The organism is Sphingobacterium sp. UBA6317, from assembly GCF_002440385.1.
Lineage (GTDB): Bacteria > Bacteroidota > Bacteroidia > Sphingobacteriales > Sphingobacteriaceae > Sphingobacterium > Sphingobacterium multivorum.
In genome coordinates this window covers 49,489-69,578 of sequence record NZ_DJTD01000011.1, presented here as the reverse complement: position 1 = coordinate 69,578, position 20,090 = coordinate 49,489, and the positions used below count along the sequence as shown (strand labels likewise).

Sequence of the window (20,090 nt, the reverse complement as noted above, 5' to 3'; positions counted from 1 at the left end):
AGCTGCTTGGACTTCTTCTCAAAAGATACTGATTAGCGGGATAAGGCCTGAAATGGCGATAAATTAGATAAAAGCCGTATCTAATCAAGTTGAATATACATGTGATAATATTCGCCCCCTACTAAAGGAGTTTTTTTGCCGAGTTTGAAACCAATCCTTTCATAGAGTTTTTGTGCATTGGGATTCTCTAGGTCGACGAGCAGGCCAACTTTCTTAAAACCATTTTGCTTGGCATGTGTAATCGCATAATTTAAAAGTTCTGTTCCGATACCTTTGCCCCGTGCCATGGGAGCAACCGCAATTGAATCGATATAAAATTCGTCGCCAATTGTTTCGGCTTCTGGAATCAAATTATTATTGTACTGTTCCTTCATATGATCCAAAATAGGCTGTCTTAATTCAATAAATCGATCACCATCGTAACCGGTTAATGAGCCTAAAATATGTCCATTGTCGTCAATTGCGACAAACGTATGCTCATAACTATAGAGATTACCTTTTTGCTTGAAGAGCTGCGTTAAGAAATTTACAGCCTCGCTTCGATCTTCTTTTTTGATAAAGCGAAATATAATGTCTTCCATTGCCTGGAGCATAATTTCAGGGACATGATGTGCGTCACTTTCTTGGGCACTTCTAATGTTATGATGTATATCCATTTTTTTGAAGAATAAAAGCGAAGTTAGTAAACTTAAATGATTTTCGTTAAAGGGCTTTTGATCGGATTTTTTTTCGAAGAAATTTTACTATAACGAGCGATATCTCGCTGAGGGGATAAAGTCGACCGTTTATTGAATGTAATATGAAATGGCTCAATGTATCGATCCTGACGAAAACGGATAACAGTTAATTAAATCCTTCTTGTGAAAAAAATATATTGTCCACGTTGGATCGAATAGTTGATCAATGTATTTGAATATTGATCGGCTTATATTCATAAGACATTTCTTGTTATTTTTGAATCGTGTTGTTGTCAGTTATACGGCTTTCGGCAGCTTTTTTTGGATTAAAAACAAATTACAATGATTTTAAGAGCGACAGTTTCTGCTTTTTTGGTTGCTATCATCAGCCTAATTGCGACCTTACTTGTACAGAATGCAGATCTAAATATGGTTTATGCCGCATTTTGCTGTTCGCCTTATTTTATTGTTATCGCTTTGGTTTATTTCCATTTTAATTTCTTTCGGAAGAAGTTAAAGGTCTTAGAGAAACCAAAATTCGCTTTTGAACTTGGCTATGGTTTTCTTTTTTATTGCTTATTTTCTTTATTGCTTCCGGTACTTCTTTTTTTATCAACCTGGGGTGATGAATACGAGCATCGGCTTTATGCAGATTTAGGGGGAGTGATTAAGGAAATGTTTCCCTTGATTTTAACACTCAGTATTTTCCTGACATTCTTTAGTAGCGTGATTATCACATGGGCAATAAAATCCTGGAAATATTTGGTTCCGACTTTGCTTGGATATCTTATTTTACTACCGATTATATTCGCGTTCTCAACGACATACGTGAGTTTAATGACCTCAGGGAAGAACGCCTAACACAAGAAGATAATATCAGAGATGGGCGCTATAAATGGTTCTGTGCGATGAGTAATCCAGCAGCTTATCCCGTCCAGTTATATAGTGGCCGTTTTATCTTTCCGAAAGTTGAAGATTATGAATTTACATTTAGTGAAGGCAATATCGTAAACTATAACGCCGTTTGGGGACAAGCTGGAGGCGGTACATATGAGCAGGTGATGTCATTGCCTAAGGCATTAGACGTTACTTGGTATTCCTTTGCTGAAGATGTTTTTTATCGCATGAACGGTCCGATTGATTATAGTAAATTGTGGAGGTTGTTCAGTACACCATACCAAGAAAAAGGAGCGATCAAAACTAATGATGAACATTATAATAAGATTATTTTGGGTTTTGCTCCTGGCGGAGTACTTGTAGTATGGGCCAGTGGGACAGGACGTCGTCAGGTCGAAATCGGTCGTTATCAAGCCGAAAAAGTAGTGATACATGCTACGGATACATCCAAAGATAATGGAGCGTACGGTAATGTCTTTAATCAGGAATGGCGCGATCAAGTATTGTCCGATACATCGATTATTCCTTCGGATGTTCAACAAGCCATTGCAAATAAATCTATTCCCTATGGCTACTGGGATAAATTACGGCAACGTTATCCTGTACAGCCTAAATTTGTATTGTCTTCTGACATAAAAGCATTTGATGCGGACTTTGAGTTTTATAATTCCGAACGATTTGTCTTTGATGAGCGTCTTCGGGATATGGACATGGCATCTCGAGGTATTACCAAAGATGTGTACATCAAATGGTATGATCAACATAATAACCGATGTGCTGCGCGGTTTTTGTTTGATGAAACTGAGACATTTAAGAATTTCGCTTCATTTTTTAATGACAAAAAGGACGTTGGGGCTATGCTGGAGTTCAGTCTTGACACAAAGACTAAAATAGCAACAGCGACATTAAGAACCGATAGTGAAAGTAAGCTGCTTTTGAAAACTGAAGTAATCGACTATGGGGAGCATTTCTAAAATTTGGAAGTGAATCTAAAGATCTTTTTTCATGTTATAATTTGGTATTTCGACTTCAGTTCTTATTTGTATCTGCTCAGCGATAACTTTAAATCCATTTGCCTCAAAAAAGGGTTTCGCGGTTTTACTTACGTCAGCAGTCACGAAAGTTCTTTCTTGTCTTCTTGCTTCATCTTCCAATGTAGTATAAAGTTTTTGAGCAATCCCTTGGCGTTGAAAATCTTTATGGACATACATGACATCGACATAGTTTCCATGATTGAGGGAAGCGAACCCAACCATTTTCTGATTTAGCATAGCTACAATAAAATACTGATCTTCGATTAGCCGATGCCAACGGCCATGATTATTGACGGACGATACCCATGCTGCAGTTTGCTCGTTATTATAATGATCTGCGCATACAGTCGCAATAGTTTCAGAAAATAGGATTAACATTTCTTGCAGATCTTGCAATACTCCTTTTCGGAGAGTCAATCCCATTGTTTTTGTTTGAATTTTGGTCATCTTTTGGAAAAAGTGTTAGATAAAAGGCCTGATATGCCAAACCTAATGGGTTGCAGTGGTATCAAAAGAAGGCGAAATTTTAATGAAAACGTGTAATTATGTTAAAGTTATAAATATTATATTTATAACCGCAAGTCGGCGATCCGATTTACGAACAATAAGTCAGTATTAACCATTTTCTCGGAGGATTTTGCGTATTAATTTCACAGAATTGTTGAAATTAATTTATCGGTTATGCCAATAGGCAGACAGAACGTTGAAATTGACCTTTTTCAAGCATGAAGACCATATTTTATTTTTTTGTATTCGTTTCTTTGGTATTGTCAAGCAACTTTAATCATTTATGTGGGCAATCTGTAGTGGAAATAGCTGCAATTAAAAACCCTGTTGTCCAACTGGAGGCTGCTCTTCAGTTGCCTATTAGGTTTGAGGGTGATACGATAAAATTGAAAAATGCCTTGGCGCCGTTTTTGGAATTGGCAGACAAAAAAAGAAGTGTTGCTTTAAAATGGGCTTATTATATGCGTATGGCTGACGGTTTCTCAATTGCGTTTGATCGCATAAATTCATCATCTGAGCGCTATTATCGTATGGCTGAGCAGTTGCTCCGTGTACATCCGGATCCTGAATTAGAAATGTTGGGTTGTGCCCGTGAAGGGTATTACAACTTTATCTATAGACGGGTAAAAGAAGCATTTCCGTTCTTTTTACGAGCGAATGATTTAAAATCTAAAGTTACTATCAAAAAAATCCCCATGGTAGTCAAGCATTACCAATTTATGGCGAGTTTCTACAGCTACATTGGTGAACAGGCAAATGCTGTTGCTTATTTAGAGGAAGCGCTACCTTTTACCACGCCGGCTGCACGGGAACGTGTCGATCTGATCAATTCCATTGCTGTATATCTAGCAAAGGACTCGCTCGATCACCAAGCTTTTACCTATTTGAATCGCGCAATGGATGAAGCTAAATTGGCGAAAGATTCGGTTTGGATTGGTATCATTTCGGGTAATTTAGCAGATCATGCATGGCGAAAAGGTGAAAAGGAAAAAGCTATTGGGTTAGTTAAGAAAAATATTGAGCTTTCTATGCGTTATAATGAGCGGAAAGATGCGATGCGTGCAAATCTCAATTTAGCCAATTGGTATATCGAATTGAAAGAATGGAAATTGGCTGAGCAATATGTGATGACCTGTGAAAGTTTGATGGAAGATAAGCCCTATTTTTTAAAATATAAAGTAGAATTAGCAAAATCCAAGTCTAACATCATGCGGGGGTTAGGACGTGGAGGGGAGGAGCTTAAGCAATTGCATTTGTATCTGATGTTGAAAGATTCGTTGGAAAAAAGGATGAATGATAAAGAGATACAGAAAATGCTGTGGCAAAGGGAGTCTGAAAAATACAATCGGACTATACAGGCTACTGAAGAAAAACGGATTCGGACAAAACGCATGTATCAGTTTATAGGCATTGTTCTTCTCTTGATTTTTGCCATAATTGTATTGTTGGTCAATAAGTCGAAAATTAAAATTAAGATGCGGAATACTTTACTAGAAAAAGACCAACTTGCGCTTGCCTATGAAAAACAATTGCTAGATCAGGAGCTAATGATTTTACGAAACTCTTTGACTGAATTTACAGCCACCATCCGCCAGAATGATGTCGTTATCCAGCAACTTAGGCAGGAGGTGGCGAAGATCTCCGAATCTGATCCGGCGTACATCACGCAGGTTACGGATAATTTGAATGCGCTTTTGCAGCAACACATTATGACAGATGAGCGGTGGCAAAAATTCAAACATGTTTTTAACAAAGTGTATCCCGCTTATCTGACACAAATGCGGCAAACTTATCCAAAGGTTACCGAGAATGATCTTAAGATATTAGCGTTGCTCAAATTGGATTTAAGTAATGCGAGTATGAGTGAATTGCTGTGTGTTTCGGTGGAAGCCGTTCGTAAGGCAAAACAACGGTTGAAGAAAAAATTAGAGCAAACCGAAAAGTAAGGGAGATTCACATTTGATCCATGTCTTGAATAAAGGTGATCTCGTATTTGGAGGTTATTTAAATCAAATAGATTAATCAAGTAGAGTTTACCCGATTAATCTATTTGCTAAGAGCGACGAAGCGCTATCGAAATCTATTTCGCATTTTTTGCAGTGACATTAAGTTCAATGTCAACGTTTTGTGCGATCATCCAATCTTGAGGGTTACCTTCTGTACCGTATGTAAGACCCCAATCTTGTCTTTGGATCGTAAATTTAGAATAGAATGTTACTTCATCACCATTGAAAGTAATTTTTGCAGGGAAAGTTACATTCACCGTTTTATCTTTGATGGTTAAGTTACCACTAACTGTATTTGTCGCATCAGCAACAACACTTTTTCCTTGCGCTGCATCAAATGGGCCAACTTTGGTGATTTCGAATTTTGCAGTTGGATATTTTGCTACGTCAAAGAAATCAGCACTTTTTAAATGTGCATCCAGATCTGATGATTTTTTGCCACCGGATGTCGCAGGATCTACAGAAGCTGTATCTGTCAGAATAGAATTGACATCGATAGTGAAAGTACCACCAGTAACTGCGTTATTTTCAGCTGAAAGTGTTCCTTCGCTTTTCAAAACACCATATCTTGGGTTTAAACCGCCTTTATGGTAACCAGTCCATTTTAATGAGCTTTTATCTGCTTCAACAGTGTAAGTCTGTCCTTTTTGTTCAGTTACTTCCTGAGCAGTTGTTGTTGTTGCTTTGTCGCCATTTGTATTTTGACAAGAAGCTAACAACAGGATAAGGGCTAAACCCGAGATTAATTGCTTTTTCATTTTTAATCGTTTTATTTTTTATATGTTATTTACACTTTATATTTTGCCGCATCAACTGTGCCAATTTGCAGCTGCTGATGGTGTCGATACAAAGGTAGATGATAGATAGTTTATTTTTGGTATCAGTTTCCTTAAAGAAACTACTTTCCAAAAAGATAGTGGTCTGTAACTTTATAAATGCGTATTTTTGTAAGAATAAAGAAATCATGTCGTGGTCCAAGCTTTGCTTGTGTGTTCATTTATCGTTGATCGTATCGGGATAAGGAAGCCTGTGAGGGTGGGCAATACATGAATAAAAAATAGTGAAATGAAAAAGGAAGCAACTTTAACGTCGTCAGGTGCATGCAAAACACGTGTGTTGGCCATTAACGATACCATGGAGATTTTGGCCGGAAAATGGAAATTTCATATTATAGGTACCTTATTGTTGGTTGAGAAATTACGTTTTATGGAACTGCTGCGCGAAGTTGAGGGGATAGGTGCGAAGATGTTGTCTAAAGAACTGCAGGATTTAGAAATGAACCAGCTGATCAGAAGAACAGTATTAAATACCAAACCTCTGACGGTGGAGTATGAATTGACCGAATGCGGAAAAACTTTGGGCCCAATCATCGATGAGATTACGAAATGGGGTATAACTTACCGAAGTAAGCTTTATACCAAGAATGGGGAACTGGAAGCTACGACCTAGTATGTAAACACGCCTTTACTTTTAGTGATAAGAGGGAGGATGCCTGTAAAGAACCTGATACGTTGGTAGCAAATCCCTTTGATTATAGGTTATGAAAACGATAATAATTGTAAGTTTGTTCTAGAAATTACAGTCTAACCTACTAAAAAGAAGACAGGATGCGGTTACAACACTTACTTTATTTGTCTCTTGGAGTTTTGAGTATCAGCAGTTGCGGAGTTACCAAAAACGCCCGACACCAAGAGATTCCCTTTGATGAAGGTATCAAAAAAATTAACCATGTGGTTGTTATTTATATGGAAAACCATAGTTTTGACAATCTTTATGGTGAATTCAAGGGAGCCAATGGCATAGCAAATGTCAAAAAGGGGGATTTTTTACAGGTAGACGAGAATGGTAAAGCCTATCAATACCTCCCCGAAATTCCACGTAACAATTCCTTTCCAACCAATCTACCCAATCAATTTTTTAATATAGACCAATATGTACCTTCGGATAAGGCGACGCCCGATGTTACACATCGGTTTTATCATAATCAATTGCAAATCAATGGTGGAAAGATGGATAAATTTGCACTCTATAATGATTCCAAAGGTTTAGCGATGGGCTATTACAATACAGAGAAGCTACCTTTGTATCCGTTTGCCAAAGCCTATACATTATGTGATAATTTCTTTCAGAGTGTATTCGGCGGATCCTATTTAAATCATATTTATATGATTTCTGCGGCTATTCCTGTTTGGCCTGATGCACCAAGCTCAATGGTTGCTAAACTCGATGCAAATGGAAAGATGATTAAAGATGGTGTAGTTACGCCAGATGGTTATGCAATCAATCATGTGCTTTCTCGCAACAAACCTTATCCTGCGAAATCTGATACTTCCAAATTATTACCTTCTCAGACTATGCCGACCATTGGCGATCGCTTGACAGCGAAAAATGTAAGTTGGGCTTGGTATTCAGAAGGCTGGGATGACGCTGTGGCCGAACGTAAAAATAATTTTGCCTACAATCATGAGCCTTTTTTATATTTTGCTAATTATGAGGATGGTAAGGAAGGGCGACAACACATGAAGGATCAAAACGATTTTATCAAGGCCGCAAAAGAAGGAACGCTTCCTAGTGTATCTTTTGTTAAACCAGGTGGGGGCAATGATGAGCATCCTGGAAGTTCGGCAGTCTATTCATCAGAACAACTTGCTGTTAATTTGATCAATGCTGTATTGGAGGGACCGAATGCAAAAGATGCGTTAGTGATTTTGACCTACGATGAATTTGGTGGCTTTTTTGACCATGTTAACCCACCCGTCGTTGACCGCTGGGGACCTGGTAGCCGAATCCCGGCAATTGTCATTGGACCATTTGCTAAGCGTGGTGTAGTGGATCATACGTTGTATGAGACAGTGAGCATCCTTTCATTTATAGAAAAACGCTGGGGAATAGAGCCTCTTGCTGAAAGGGATAAAAAAGCAAATCCCTTTAGAAATGCGCTCGTTTTCAAATAGTCGGTTTTTATATCGAGAGATAGGAAATTGAACTATGTGTAAAAAGGTTGTCGTTTTTATCTTATTGGTTGCAATAGTATTTACCCTCGGATTTACTACAGGGCAGCCTGTTTATACAAAACAAAAAGAAGGCAATGCCCGAGAGCATCTGATTCAGAAAGAAGTACTGGGTCAGATGCTTTCTTTTAAGACATATATCAAGGATACGCTGCAGGCCGAAGTACAGAAAGGTACGGTGGATACGCTACGTCTCAGAAGAGCCTTTTTGACGACAAGGCTACTTTTTAAAAAGTTTGAATGGGCTTCGGAGTATTTTACTGCAGATCTATCCAGAAGGTTAAATGGACCTCCGGTGGAGGAAGTTGAAAATGCGGATTTGTTGGATCCCTCTTTGGCTAGAGGGGTGGAGCCTATTGGATTGCAGGTGATTGAAGAGCTTATCTATCCCACTTACGATAATAGCAATAGGCAAAAGCTAATTCGTGAAATCGAACATTTGATAACCAATACGGATTATTTGATTTCCTATTTTGAAGATCATCAATTGGAGGATTGGCGCATTTTGGATGCTTCGAAACTTGAAGTATTTCGGATTATATCTTTGGGGATTACCGGATTTGATAATGCACTTTCTCGAAATAGTATGATCGAGTCTTCTATGGCGTTAGGCAGCCTACAACAAATTCTTTTGCAATATGAAGGTAGAAAAGAAACGCTAACATTGATGCTTAAAGGGGCGATCAAATATTTGCAACAACACGCGGAATTTGAATCGTTCGATAGAGCGCAATTCATTACCCAATTTGCCAACAACATCAGTACAGAGATAGCACAGTTGGAACGTAATCTGCCTGGCCCTAAAATCAGATACAATCGAATGCTTCGGCAAGACGTCAATACGATGTTTGATCTGAATGCATTTAATGTAGATGCCTTTAGCCCGGGACCAAAATTTCACTTCAGCAATGAAAAGGCCGTATTGGGAGAAAAATTATTTTATGATGTTGCTTTGTCAGGAACACATACGAGAAGTTGCGCTTCATGCCATCATCCTGACCTTGCATTTACAGATGGGTTGAACTTGCAAGTGGACATTCATGGTTCGGGACGTTTGCTCAAACGTAATACGCCTACTTTGCTCAATGCGGCCTTACAGTCCAACTACTTCTATGATATGCGTTCGTTGACGCTGGAAGATCAGATACACGATGTCATTGGTAATAAGCAGGAAATGGACGGCTCGGTAACTGATATCGTTCAATATGTTTCTTCGGATAAAATCTATCGGTCATTATTTAATAAAGCATTCAATACAGTGGATGGCCCAATCTCAGCAGAGCAGGTAAGCAATGCACTTGCTTCTTACATTCGTGGCCTGACCAAAATCAATAGCCGATTTGATGATTATATGCGTGGGGATAAGAACGCATTGTCCAAATCGGAAGTGAATGGGTTTAATTTATTTATGGGCAAGGGAAAATGTGCGACCTGTCATTTCCTGCCTTTATTCAACGGTGTTACACCGCCCAAATTTATTCAGAGCGAAGTCGAAGTCCTAGGAGTTCCAAAATCCATGAAAGATTCTGTGCTGGATTCGGATTTAGGCTACTATGATATCATTGGTGTTGATTCTTATAAATATGCTTTTAAAATACCTTCTGTCCGGAATGTAAAGAAAACTGCTCCCTATATGCACAATGGGATCTATCGGACGTTGGATGAGGTCATGGAATTTTATAATGATGGGGGTGGGGCAGGATTGGGGATCAAATTATCCAATCAGACATTGTCAGATGAAAATTTGCATCTGAGTGAAAAGGAAATGAAAGATATTATTGCGTTTATGGAAAGTCTCGAAAGCCAATAAAATGACTACGATTCAATATACGCATTCAAGATGGAAAAGCTGTTATTTTTACCCTATCTTGGTTTGCCGGGATTGATCAACAGTCAAGTTAGTTAGCCTTACTGACTATAGGAATAAACTATAATACATGGAGTAGCCAGTTGTTCCGTCGAGCCATTGCACAAGTTCTTTATGACTATAATGAAAACCGGCTTTTTGGATAGCGGCTTTCGAAATCATATTTATTTCACGATGGCTTATCGTCAGTTTTCTTAATTGATTCTCGGTGGCCCACGCCATTCTTATTTTATACAAAAGACTCGATAGACCTAATTTTCTGTACAGCGGCTGTATGAAGGACTGACCAAAGTAGGCCTCTTCTTTATTCAACAGCAGCATGCTGGTTATCCCAATCATTTTTTCATTTTCGAAAAGACCAAAAACAATGCGTGGGTATCTTATGCGTTCTGCCCAATCCAAGTCAGATAGTTCTATTTCAGGAGGAGTGCTCCGTCTAAAAAGTGTAGGTTCGGTTTGAATTGACTCGATACGCATCGCTTTGTAAAGTGGAGATTCGTTCTCTGCAAGCTGACGGATATGGAATGAACCTGATTGAAATGCTAAAACGCGCTCTGACATAACGTAATTAATGCTGTCTTAATGATTATTTCTAATACTATAACGCGAAAGTATGTATTATTATTTATACTTCAAATGTGGTATAGCATTCCTTCTCAATTGCTGATTCCCGATGATTATGGCGCGACAACTACGACTATATATGCCTGCAATTGAGCTAGCCGCAATTGTATTAAAGCAACACATGATCCTATTCGTTTCAATGTGGCCTTATGCGCAATTAGGACATCAAAATATAAGTTTCACGAGTAGCATTTCCGTATTGGTGCTAAAATATGTAAAAGTGCTGAATTATAAGATTAGAACTACAGTAGTTCGGCTATTCTATTTTCTAAGTCTTCTAAATCAAAGGGCTTGGCGAGATAGCTGTCTGCTCCAGCTTGCTGGGCTAGTGTTTCGATATCGGTATTAGCGGATAGATAGATGACAGGGATATTGCAATATAAGGGATGATTTTTGAGCAATCGTGTGGCTTCTACACCGCCTATTTTGGGTATCCAGTTGTCCATCAAAATTAAATCAGGATGTACCTCTTCTACTTTTTCGATAATATCATGAGACGTTTCAGAGACCGCCATATTATAGCCATTTGTTTCGAGGATTATAGTACATATTTCAAGGACATGTTTATCATCGTCCAACATAAGTATTGTTTTGTTTGACATGTTGCAGCTTTAAAAAAGGTGGAGCTAAATTAAATAAAAAGCTATTGCGAGAATAAGGTTAAAATACCGATTCTAATAAGTATAAACCCGTATTTTCGATATATAAAGATGAAAAAGGGAGTTAATTTGCTGGGTTAGTCTAATTTTGAACTTTCAAAAATAGTATTATCTTTATTTTTTAATTATCCAATGTTGTCCTGAATTCTAATGAAAAAATACATTTTTATTCCCAATTGGCATTTCATATTGCCGCTATTATTTATCATGGCAGGAAATTGCCTGTTCGCTTTTGAGAAATCGAAACAAGCGTATTTTCAATTGAAAGTATATCATTATGAGAACGATGAGCAGGAGAAAGTCATTGATCAGTATCTTGAATCGGCGTATTTGCCGGCATTGCATCAATTGGGATTTAAAGAGGTCGGGGTATTTAAGCCCTTAGAAAATGCTACTGATCAAGATAGATTGGTTTATGTGTTCATCAGTGCTGCAGACTTCAGTTTGCTGGTTAATTTGGATCAGCGGCTTGCCAAAGATCAAAAATACCTGGAGGCTGGAAAGGCTTATATCGAGGCAGGTTATAGTAATCCTCCTTTCAAAAGGTTGGAGACAATATGGATGAAAGCATTTGAAGGAATGCCCAAATCGGCGCTTCCTAAATTATCTGCTGAAAAAAATAAACGCATTTATGAACTACGCAGTTATGAGGCCGCAACCGAGCAGCTTTCTGCAAATAAGATAGCGATGTTTAACAATGGAGAGATCGATATTTTCAAAAAACTGAATTTTAATGCTGTTTTTTATGGACAGGTGATTGCTGGTAGCACAATGCCCAACCTGATGTATCTGACGGCATTTGAGAACATGGAAGATCGGAATATACATTGGAAAGATTTTGGACCTTTATACAAACCAATGCAGGATTTACCGCAATATCAGAATAACGTTTCCAAAAGTATAAAAGTACTGTTATATCCCACTGCATATTCTGATATTTAGTGGTTGAACTTGTTTATCTTCTCCTAACAAACAAATTGAATTTTTTGCACCAGTCAAAAAAGCTGGCTAACGCCTGTTTGTCCAATTTTTCAAAACTGTAAATCTTATGGGGATAGGGAAGGGCATTCGTATAAATGCCGGTATTTGCTAATATTAGCATCGGATTGCTGTTATTAATTTTGTCAAAATATTTGCCTAGGATGGTGTAGTGTGTTTTAAATAAGGATTCAACAGTTTCGTTATTAGGGACTAATGAAATGGTGTAATCGTAGTCATCATGTTGCATTTTTTCACAGTCGCATATCCTGTTTTTTCCTAAAGCAACTTCATTTCCACTGTCCCAAAGAAAATTTGCGACTTCAAAAAATAAATCGTTTTTGATATGCCCGACGGGCTCTGCGATAAAATATCTCATTCCTTTTCTCTTTTATTTGTGGTGTTCTTCTTGATATTTAATGGACTACAATCTCCTTTCTGTCGGATTTAGATAATCATTAAAGACGCTGTTCGAGTTGTCGCTAACGACGGGCTGAACCAAGCTTTCTAACACAAAGAAATACCAATTCGCTCTAGTTTAAAAGAGATAAAAAGTGGTAAATATTGGACTATTCAAGGTTCCTATTTCGAAAGGTAAGAGCTGTCATACCGGTTACTTTTGAAAATAGACGTGAAAAATATGGATAGTCGTCATAACCTAGCTCTACTGCAATTTCTTTTACAGATTTATTTGAATGGTAGAGCAAACGTTTTGCTTCTAATACAACGCGTTGCTGAATATGATAAGTAACGGGTTTTCCGGTTGTTTTTTTGAGACATTCATTGAGATAGGCCGTTGATATTTTCATTTTCTCTGCATATACTCTAGGCTGTTTAATGTCAATAAAATCTTTATCTAACAGTGAACTGAACTGTTTGCTGATCAGTTCGAATCTAGACTGTGCATCACTTTTAGCTGATTGGATTAAATACTGCGAGATAATAAGTGCCGCGATGGTATTGCAGCTATCTTTCATTAGTGCAGTATATAGTTTTTCATGTCTTCTTTCGTTGATTTTTAAACAGGTGTCTACAGTCTGGGATAAGACCGCCATTGTATCCTGATCGATTTCGATGGGAGCAATCGTCGTAATATCCTTTAGCGCGTTTACGTAGTCTGAGTTTAGGTTTTCTACACTGATCATTAAGACACTAAAAGCGCTGTAATCCATAGCTAAACCCCGATGTACTTGGTAAGGCTGGATGATCATTACGGCGGAGGAGCCTAATTGATAGCGCTGAAAATCTACTTCAAATATTCCATTTCCCTCTTCAAGAATAAAAAACAAGTAGAAATCATCACGATGTGCCTGACTTATCTTAGCTAACTCTAAATTTCTGACAGCATTCCTTTTTATAGCCATTCCCGAATTAAACTCATTAGGAAATGAATTTAATGGGATGGTATTATTTTTTTTGAGGCTGAGGGATTCACGCTCAAATTTAAACATTTGTCAAGATACTAATGATGTTTTTTCTATATCCGGGGTCTTTTTCTCGAAGTTCGAGAATATTGTGTTTTAAATCGATGTTGACATACCATTCCGCGTAATGATGTTTTTCATTTCCGTCGTCAAAGAAAACTTTAGCTTTAATATATTCTTCATCAAAATATTCCGGGTGCCCACTGACGATAAAGGCGGTCGATCCAATATTATCGTGCATTTTAAAGGATGTACCATCAATTTTAAAGAGGCTATTTAAGGCTTTGGTAAAATTGTCACTTAATTTGCCAATCGAATAGAAATTGATCCCTTCGCGATAAAACCTTTGTTTATCGACTTCGGTATCGACAATGCCCAATTTCATGTCGGGACGAAAGGCGATTGACAAACCAACTATCTCTCTACCCCAAAGCCCCTTAGCTTGGACAATATGATGTTCGTCGTCATCTTTCCAGTATTTTGTGACGGTCAACTGTAAATCTACAAAATCATCGTCTTCACTAACGTCAATCTGTCTCAAATTACTTTGTCCTTTCAAGAAATTCAAAAAGCGCATAATTATCCTGTTAATTTGGTGTTAAGCTCCATGGCGTAGTTATGATACCAGAAGATATACGATAAGTATCATTTGCGCTGGAAGCCTTTGGCTATTGAATTAAATATACTATTTTTTTAATAAAAAAATAGACTGGAATTAGCTTAATCGCTTAAAAAATGATTTATTTACAAAGGAAGTTTCTTCGCTGTTTTTTCTGATGCGATCTCTTTGGAGATACGTTCATTGATATTGATTTTTGCATGAATAAAAGTGAAGATTACTGTGCCATATTCCCTGGCGTAGCTATTTGTAATGGAGTCGGCCAATATTGATTTGCCGAAGAAAGGACTTGTTATTGCTAGTTCTCTTTCTCGTTCCCAGCGATCTTTAATTCGAATAACATTGCGGTATGGTTTATTCAAATCAAACCAATTGATGTAGTCAGCATTGAATGAAACAGCCTTAATTCCGCGTTTGGAATAGTAGTTTATGGCGCCGGCCTGCCCATAATTGTCGCAAAGTACCAGCGTATTTTCCGATCTAGGTATTTGGTCATAGAGACTATCGACTTTGCGTGCAAGTTCTTGCCATCCCAACATATCCGCAAAATCTTGCGGGAGCGGATGCTCTTTACCATCCTCCCAGGTCAACATACCATACTTTCTGTATTTATCGGGATGGTTCACAAAATATGCCGGATTTCTATTGGGAAATGCAATATTATAGACCGGAAGAAATAGGATCGCAGTTAAAGCGATCAAAATAGGTTTTAAAATCTGACCGGTTTTATTTTCCAAAAGTGATGAAATATAAACTGCGCCAAAAGCAAAATATATAGGGTAAAGACCTATTGCATAATAATCTTTCGCTCTTAGAAATAAGAAGATTCCAAGGGTGATAAAGAATGAGTAGAAGAACAGACGATATGTTTTAAATGCAGGATGTTTCAGCAGTGCATATAATCCAAAAATGAGGACGGGAAAGGTCCCGAAAAAAAACAAAAATTGAGAACGTATGAAGCTCCATCGGTTAACATGGACAAGTTGCGTATCTTGAAGTTCCTTGAAATGAACAAATACAGGAAAGTTATTTTTGTATTGCCATATTATATTGGGAAGGATAATTAGTATGGCGATGAGTATTCCGTAATATAGCTTTTTTTCTGTAAATATTTTTCGCTCCGGAACCAATGCGACTGCGGGGATCAAACCCAAGATCAGAAATACGATGTTATATTTATTTAGAAATCCAAGCGCAAAAACAATAGCCATATAAAATAACCACTTGGATTGTCTGTTGTTTAAATATTTTATTATACAGTAATATATGGAGGTCCAACATAAGACATCAAATGAATTAGGTTGATATAAACCATTCAAACGGAATAGTACAGAAAACATAATACAACAGCTTCCAAAGAACTGTGCAAATAAATTTCCTTTCAGCGATTCTATTGTTTTCCAAACGATAAGAATCGTTAAGGCTCCGAAAAGTGCCGGGAAAAACTTGATCCAAAAGACAGAATTGCCCAGTATTTTGATGAGATAGGAAATCCACGATGTTAATGGTGGTACGGAAAGGTAGCCCCAAGCTAAATGGTTTGCTTGATCTATATGTAAGAATTCATCGCGCTGCAATTCGTAGGTTGGGCTAATCAACTGGTATTGCATGATGAATTTAAAAATGATTAGGCTTATTAGGATAATTCGGTTTTTGAGTGCCATCTGAATCTGTGTTTATGGATGTCCTCCACCAATTTACGATTAAAATAGATTCTAAACTTTGTTTTTTAATAGAATCGATTGTTTCAGCTAATTTGGGCAGACAGCTAGCCCACTGTTTTGTCTAAATAAAGGAAATCATCTCAAAATTTTTTGAAAACGTAAGACTAAGAATCCCCAAGAAAGCAAACGATAGATCGGCATAAAATGTTATTTTCGTGTAAACCAACAAAACATGAGTATAGCATTAATACTGAATAGGGCCAGGGCCGAGGAGTGGAAGGTAGAAATCAATAAATATTTACCTGAAATAAAGGTTGAGATCTTCCCTGAGATTGAAAATTATGATGCGGTCGAATTTGCGCTTTGCTGGAAACCTGAAGCAGATTATTACACTCATTTTCCAAACTTAAAAGTTATCCAGTCTGGGGGCGCCGGAATAGATCACCTTTTTCCCAAAAGTATTTCATCCCATCTCCGCATTTGTAGGATTATCGATCCCATGTTGAAAAGCGATATGTTTGAACATGTTTTGACTTGCTTGATGCATTCGATGAAGAAGTTTTCGGCTTATATAAACGAAAAAGAAAAGAAACATTGGCAGCCCTTGCTATACAAATCAATTGGTGAAACCAGGGTTACTATCTTAGGATTAGGCGAAATTGGTGGTTATGTGGCTGAAAGGTTGGTCCAATTGGGATTCAACGTAAATGGGTGGGCTAATTCACCTAAAAATCTTAAGGGAGTGAATTCGTTTACTGGAATGAAAAGACTTCGTTCTGCCCTTGAAGACACGGATTTTATGGTTAATATCCTACCATTGACTGATGCAACAAAGGGAATTCTAAGTTGTGATTTGTTCAATTTGTGCCCAAAAGAAACTGTACTCGTGAACGTTGGTCGAGGGGAACATCTCGTGGAAAGTGATTTGTTGGATGCAATTGATGGAAAGAAAATTGCCGAAGCATATCTGGATGTATTTCATCAAGAACCATTACCGCAAGATCATCCCTTTTGGGATTGCCCATCCATTGTGATAACTCCACATGTTGCGAGTAGGACAAATATTGGCTCTTCCGTCTTACAAGTGGTGGATAACTATCGAAGAATGGTTGACGGGCGACCTTTGCTCAATGAGGTTTCTTTACAAAAAGGTTATTAGCAATTTAAGATGTACGTGGGTTTGCGGCATAATGCATTGATTGGTATTTTATCGGATAAGTTTGCAAAGTTGGTTTGCTGTAAACTTATAGGCAAGTGGATTTTATTTTTTAGATTTATATAGTCAATTATCCTTGCTTTATAAACAATTTATGAAGGTACAAGTATCTACAAACTTTAGGAAACACGCGCGTAAAACAATTTTATCTATTGTTGTGTTTGCGATTACTTACGTTATTCTACTGCTCTTGGCAATAGGTATTACTGTTGGTTTTACCATACTTGGAATAATGATTTTCACCGCCAAGCCCATGTTTTACACTGCAATTTTATGTTTGGGCTTACTCGCTACAGGTCTGACTATACTGTTCTTTTTATTAAAATTTGTTTTTGCGTCAACAAAAGTTGATACGGGACATCTTACGCAGATATATGAGCGCGACGAACCACAATTATTCGCACTTATTCATGAGGTCGTAAAAGAAGTTGATACCAGCTTTCCAAAGAAAGTTTTTCTATCGCATGAGGTCAATGCATCTGTATTCTATGACTCTAGTTTTTGGAGTATGTTTTTACCCATTAAGAAAAATCTTCAGATTGGTGTGGGGCTGGTGAATGCAGTTACTCAACAGGAATTAAAGGCTATTCTTGCACACGAGTTTGGACACTTCTCACAAAAGAGCATGAAAGTGGGTAGCTATGTTTACCATGTTAATCAGATTATCTACAATATGCTGTATAAGAATGAATCGCTGGATAATATGTTTGATAAATGGGGCAACATCAGTGGGTACACTGCGATTTTTATTGGCATATCAGTGTTTATTATCCAACAGATTCAGCATATTTTGAAGCATCTTTACGAATATGTAAATCTCAATTATTTGGCATTATCGAGAGAGATGGAATTTCATGCGGATGAGATTGCGGCACATGTTGCCGGTTCTCAGGCTTTGGCTGATTCGCTGCTGCGCTTGAGTTTTGCAAATCATGCACTAAATAATGTGCTTACCTTCTATGATAGCAAATTTTCTGAAAATATCCGCAGTCGCAATATTTATCCCGAGCATCGCTATGTCATGCTCCTGTTTGCGGAACGCAAAAGATATCAAGTGCGAAATGGCTTTCCCCAGATCGAATTAGCGACTTTAAAAAAATATGATAAATCGAAATTAAATCTTGAAGATCAATGGTCGTCTCATCCGTCGGATGAAGATCGGGTAAAGGCATTACAGCAGCTTAATATTGTCAAGAAAGAAATCAACAACGCACCTGCTATTGAATTGCTAGCTAATCGTGCTGCGGTAACAAACCAGATTTCGGACAAGTTGTTTGCGCAGGTACAGTATCAACATCCTCCTTCGCTGTTAGAAATAGCATCTTTCAGTGCGGATTTTGAAAATCGGATGAACAAGTATGCTGTTGATCAAAGATTCAATGATTTCTATGACTACAATCATCCTGTGCGAAAAGGTGAAACGCCAATTTTTCAGGAACAGTCAAAGCCGACTTTTGATGAATTATTTGCCGATAGTAGAGTTGACGCATTATATGAACTTAATAGCCTGAAAAATGATAAATATGTCGTTGAAGCAATCGGCAAAGGCGAATTAAAGTTAAAGTCGTTTGACTACGATGGTATAAAATATCGTGCTGCGGATGCCTTCGAATTACTGGGGAAAATTGAAAACAATATTGTAGCTACGGAGCATAAAATTACCCTCTATAACCAACAGATCCACTCTTATTTTGCACGCTTAGCGGATAACCAGGGGATGTGTGAAGAGTTTGAACGGAGATATTATGATTTTGCTTTTTTCGATAAAAATTATGAAGAGGCACAAAAACTTTATGCTGACATGACGGAGAACACCCGGTTTATATTTCAGACTTTGCCTTTCGCAGATATTGAGGCTAGGTTGCGAGACGTCAAACCCATGGAAGGGGAGTTAAAAAAGAAACTGGCAACACTTATGGCACTTCCTGGAAGCAAAGACGAATTGGATGATACGTTGCTTACGTCATTGGACACATATATCAATAAGGAATTAATCTATTTTAATGTAGATCGTTATAATGAGGATAATCTTCAAATTCTTTTTAATGCCATCTCGGTCTATAAAAAGTTATTGGATGATCAGCATTTCGCGAAGAAAAAGCACTATTTAGATTTTATGCTTACCCTTGAGGAGGGTAAGGGGCAGAAAAAAGGGCTGTCGTAATTGCCCTTCTATATTGACGGTTTGTCCCCGCTGTACGTCGAATGAAATGGTTTAATTTTGAGAGACAGTAACCCAATTTTAAATTGGATTTGTTTTATTAAAAACTAAAGTTTTTGTTATGCGGAAATTAATAATGAAAATGTCTATTTCCATCGATGGATTTGTTGCGGGCATCCACGGTGAACTTGATTGGATGTTTAAAAGTGGCGACGATCATTCTAGCGCATGGGTTTTAAATATTTGTGAATCTGCCGGCATTCATCTAATGGGTCGAAAGACCTTTGAAGTAATGGCTTCATATTGGCCTGCTTCGACAAATCCTTTTGCGGCAGCAATGAATGAAATCCCTAAAGCTGTCTTTACAAAAGAGGGCTATCATCCCAAAACAAAAGATTTCGCAGACAATACAAAGCTTCCTGCGAATTCCTCTTGGATGAATGCCCGGGTTTTTGATGCAGGTCTCATTGAAGGAATTAAAGCACTAAAAGCAGAATCTGGGAAGCCAATATTGGCGCATGGCGGAGCTGAATTTATGCGAAGTTTAATTGAAACCGGATTAATTGACGAGTATCATTTGATCACACATCCAATTGCATTGGGTACTGGGCTGCCCATCTTTGACGGTCTTTCCAAACCCTGTGAACTAAAGCTTATTCACGCGCAGGTTTTTCCAGGTGGTGTTGTCGCACATACCTATTGTCCGGCGTAGAATGAACATACGACATCTAGATGTCGTATGTTCA

At 37.9% G+C, this 20,090-nt stretch carries 19 protein-coding genes; 10 read left to right on the top strand and 9 right to left on the bottom strand.

The window, feature by feature from the left end:
- Positions 1–80: 80 nt before the first annotated feature.
- Positions 81–656 carry a GNAT family N-acetyltransferase gene (locus tag B3E92_RS02855; RefSeq protein ID WP_286895302.1) on the bottom strand — a complete coding sequence of 192 codons (576 nt, stop codon included), beginning with the start codon at positions 654–656 and terminating at the stop codon, positions 81–83.
- A gap of 363 nt (positions 657–1,019) precedes the next feature.
- Between B3E92_RS02855 and B3E92_RS02850 the strand changes: the two genes are divergently transcribed.
- On the top strand, positions 1,020–1,538 hold the full coding sequence (locus tag B3E92_RS02850; RefSeq protein ID WP_286895301.1) for a hypothetical protein: 519 nt from the start codon (positions 1,020–1,022) through the stop codon (positions 1,536–1,538).
- Positions 1,427–2,548 carry a DUF2931 family protein gene (locus B3E92_RS02845; RefSeq protein WP_286895353.1) on the top strand — a complete coding sequence of 374 codons (1,122 nt, stop codon included), beginning with the start codon at positions 1,427–1,429 and terminating at the stop codon, positions 2,546–2,548. Before B3E92_RS02850 ends, B3E92_RS02845 begins: the two co-directional genes overlap by 112 nt.
- A 15-nt stretch (positions 2,549–2,563) precedes the next feature.
- On the opposite strand, the gene B3E92_RS02840 is transcribed toward B3E92_RS02845, so the two are convergent.
- A complete protein-coding gene (locus B3E92_RS02840; RefSeq protein WP_286895300.1) occupies positions 2,564–3,055 on the bottom strand; it encodes a GNAT family N-acetyltransferase in 492 nt (163 codons plus the stop codon).
- A 278-nt stretch (positions 3,056–3,333) separates the two neighbouring features.
- Between B3E92_RS02840 and B3E92_RS02835 the strand changes: the two genes are divergently transcribed.
- A complete protein-coding gene (locus B3E92_RS02835; RefSeq protein ID WP_286895298.1) occupies positions 3,334–5,061 on the top strand; it encodes a tetratricopeptide repeat protein in 1,728 nt (575 codons plus the stop codon).
- A gap of 134 nt (positions 5,062–5,195) precedes the next feature.
- On the opposite strand, the gene B3E92_RS02830 is transcribed toward B3E92_RS02835, so the two are convergent.
- Entirely contained in the window at positions 5,196–5,879 is a 684-nt protein-coding gene (locus tag B3E92_RS02830) for a YceI family protein (RefSeq protein WP_070566941.1), read from the bottom strand.
- Positions 5,880–6,186: 307 nt separating this feature from the next.
- Here B3E92_RS02830 and B3E92_RS02825 point away from each other — a divergent pair, with 307 nt between their 5' ends.
- The 3 genes from B3E92_RS02825 (at position 6,187) to B3E92_RS02815 (ending at position 9,942) form a co-directional block, all read left to right on the top strand.
- Positions 6,187–6,570: a winged helix-turn-helix transcriptional regulator gene (locus B3E92_RS02825; RefSeq protein WP_046675072.1), complete on the top strand. Its 384-nt coding sequence runs from the start codon at positions 6,187–6,189 to the stop codon at positions 6,568–6,570.
- A gap of 158 nt (positions 6,571–6,728) precedes the next feature.
- Positions 6,729–8,075, top strand: coding sequence for an acid phosphatase (gene acpA, locus B3E92_RS02820; protein WP_286895297.1), 1,347 nt, complete (start codon positions 6,729–6,731; stop codon positions 8,073–8,075).
- Between the two features lie 34 nt (positions 8,076–8,109).
- Entirely contained in the window at positions 8,110–9,942 is a 1,833-nt protein-coding gene (locus B3E92_RS02815) for a cytochrome-c peroxidase (RefSeq protein WP_286895295.1), read from the top strand.
- A 105-nt stretch (positions 9,943–10,047) separates the two neighbouring features.
- On the opposite strand, the gene B3E92_RS02810 is transcribed toward B3E92_RS02815, so the two are convergent.
- Positions 10,048–10,560 (bottom strand): GNAT family N-acetyltransferase, encoded by a 513-nt coding sequence (locus B3E92_RS02810; RefSeq protein WP_286895293.1) that lies wholly within the window; start codon positions 10,558–10,560, stop codon positions 10,048–10,050.
- 305 nt (positions 10,561–10,865) lie between these two features.
- Positions 10,866–11,225: a response regulator gene (locus B3E92_RS02805; protein WP_046675074.1), complete on the bottom strand. Its 360-nt coding sequence runs from the start codon at positions 11,223–11,225 to the stop codon at positions 10,866–10,868.
- A gap of 207 nt (positions 11,226–11,432) precedes the next feature.
- Here B3E92_RS02805 and B3E92_RS02800 point away from each other — a divergent pair, with 207 nt between their 5' ends.
- Positions 11,433–12,224 carry an NIPSNAP family protein gene (locus B3E92_RS02800; protein ID WP_239468817.1) on the top strand — a complete coding sequence of 264 codons (792 nt, stop codon included), beginning with the start codon at positions 11,433–11,435 and terminating at the stop codon, positions 12,222–12,224.
- Positions 12,225–12,237: 13 nt separating this feature from the next.
- Here B3E92_RS02800 and B3E92_RS02795 read toward each other — a convergent pair whose 3' ends face one another.
- The 4 genes from B3E92_RS02795 to B3E92_RS02780 form a co-directional block, all read right to left on the bottom strand.
- Entirely contained in the window at positions 12,238–12,639 is a 402-nt protein-coding gene (locus tag B3E92_RS02795) for a hypothetical protein (protein ID WP_112375845.1), read from the bottom strand.
- Positions 12,640–12,829: 190 nt separating this feature from the next.
- A complete protein-coding gene (locus tag B3E92_RS02790; protein WP_286895291.1) occupies positions 12,830–13,711 on the bottom strand; it encodes a helix-turn-helix domain-containing protein in 882 nt (293 codons plus the stop codon).
- Complete coding sequence (locus tag B3E92_RS02785) at positions 13,704–14,261, bottom strand: hypothetical protein (RefSeq protein WP_286895290.1); 558 nt, start codon at positions 14,259–14,261, stop codon at positions 13,704–13,706. Before B3E92_RS02785 ends, B3E92_RS02790 begins: the two co-directional genes overlap by 8 nt.
- Before the next feature lie 167 nt (positions 14,262–14,428).
- Positions 14,429–15,967 carry an ArnT family glycosyltransferase gene (locus tag B3E92_RS02780; protein ID WP_286769931.1) on the bottom strand — a complete coding sequence of 513 codons (1,539 nt, stop codon included), beginning with the start codon at positions 15,965–15,967 and terminating at the stop codon, positions 14,429–14,431.
- 232 nt (positions 15,968–16,199) lie between these two features.
- Here B3E92_RS02780 and B3E92_RS02775 point away from each other — a divergent pair, with 232 nt between their 5' ends.
- The 3 genes from B3E92_RS02775 (at position 16,200) to B3E92_RS02765 (ending at position 20,056) form a co-directional block, all read left to right on the top strand.
- Positions 16,200–17,126 carry a 2-hydroxyacid dehydrogenase gene (locus B3E92_RS02775; RefSeq protein ID WP_046675078.1) on the top strand — a complete coding sequence of 309 codons (927 nt, stop codon included), beginning with the start codon at positions 16,200–16,202 and terminating at the stop codon, positions 17,124–17,126.
- 151 nt (positions 17,127–17,277) lie between these two features.
- Positions 17,278–19,347, top strand: a complete 2,070-nt coding sequence (locus B3E92_RS02770) for a M48 family metallopeptidase (protein ID WP_286895288.1) — start codon at positions 17,278–17,280, stop codon at positions 19,345–19,347.
- A 118-nt stretch (positions 19,348–19,465) separates the two neighbouring features.
- A complete protein-coding gene (locus tag B3E92_RS02765) occupies positions 19,466–20,056 on the top strand; it encodes a dihydrofolate reductase family protein (protein WP_286895286.1) in 591 nt (196 codons plus the stop codon).
- Positions 20,057–20,090 lie beyond the last annotated feature (34 nt).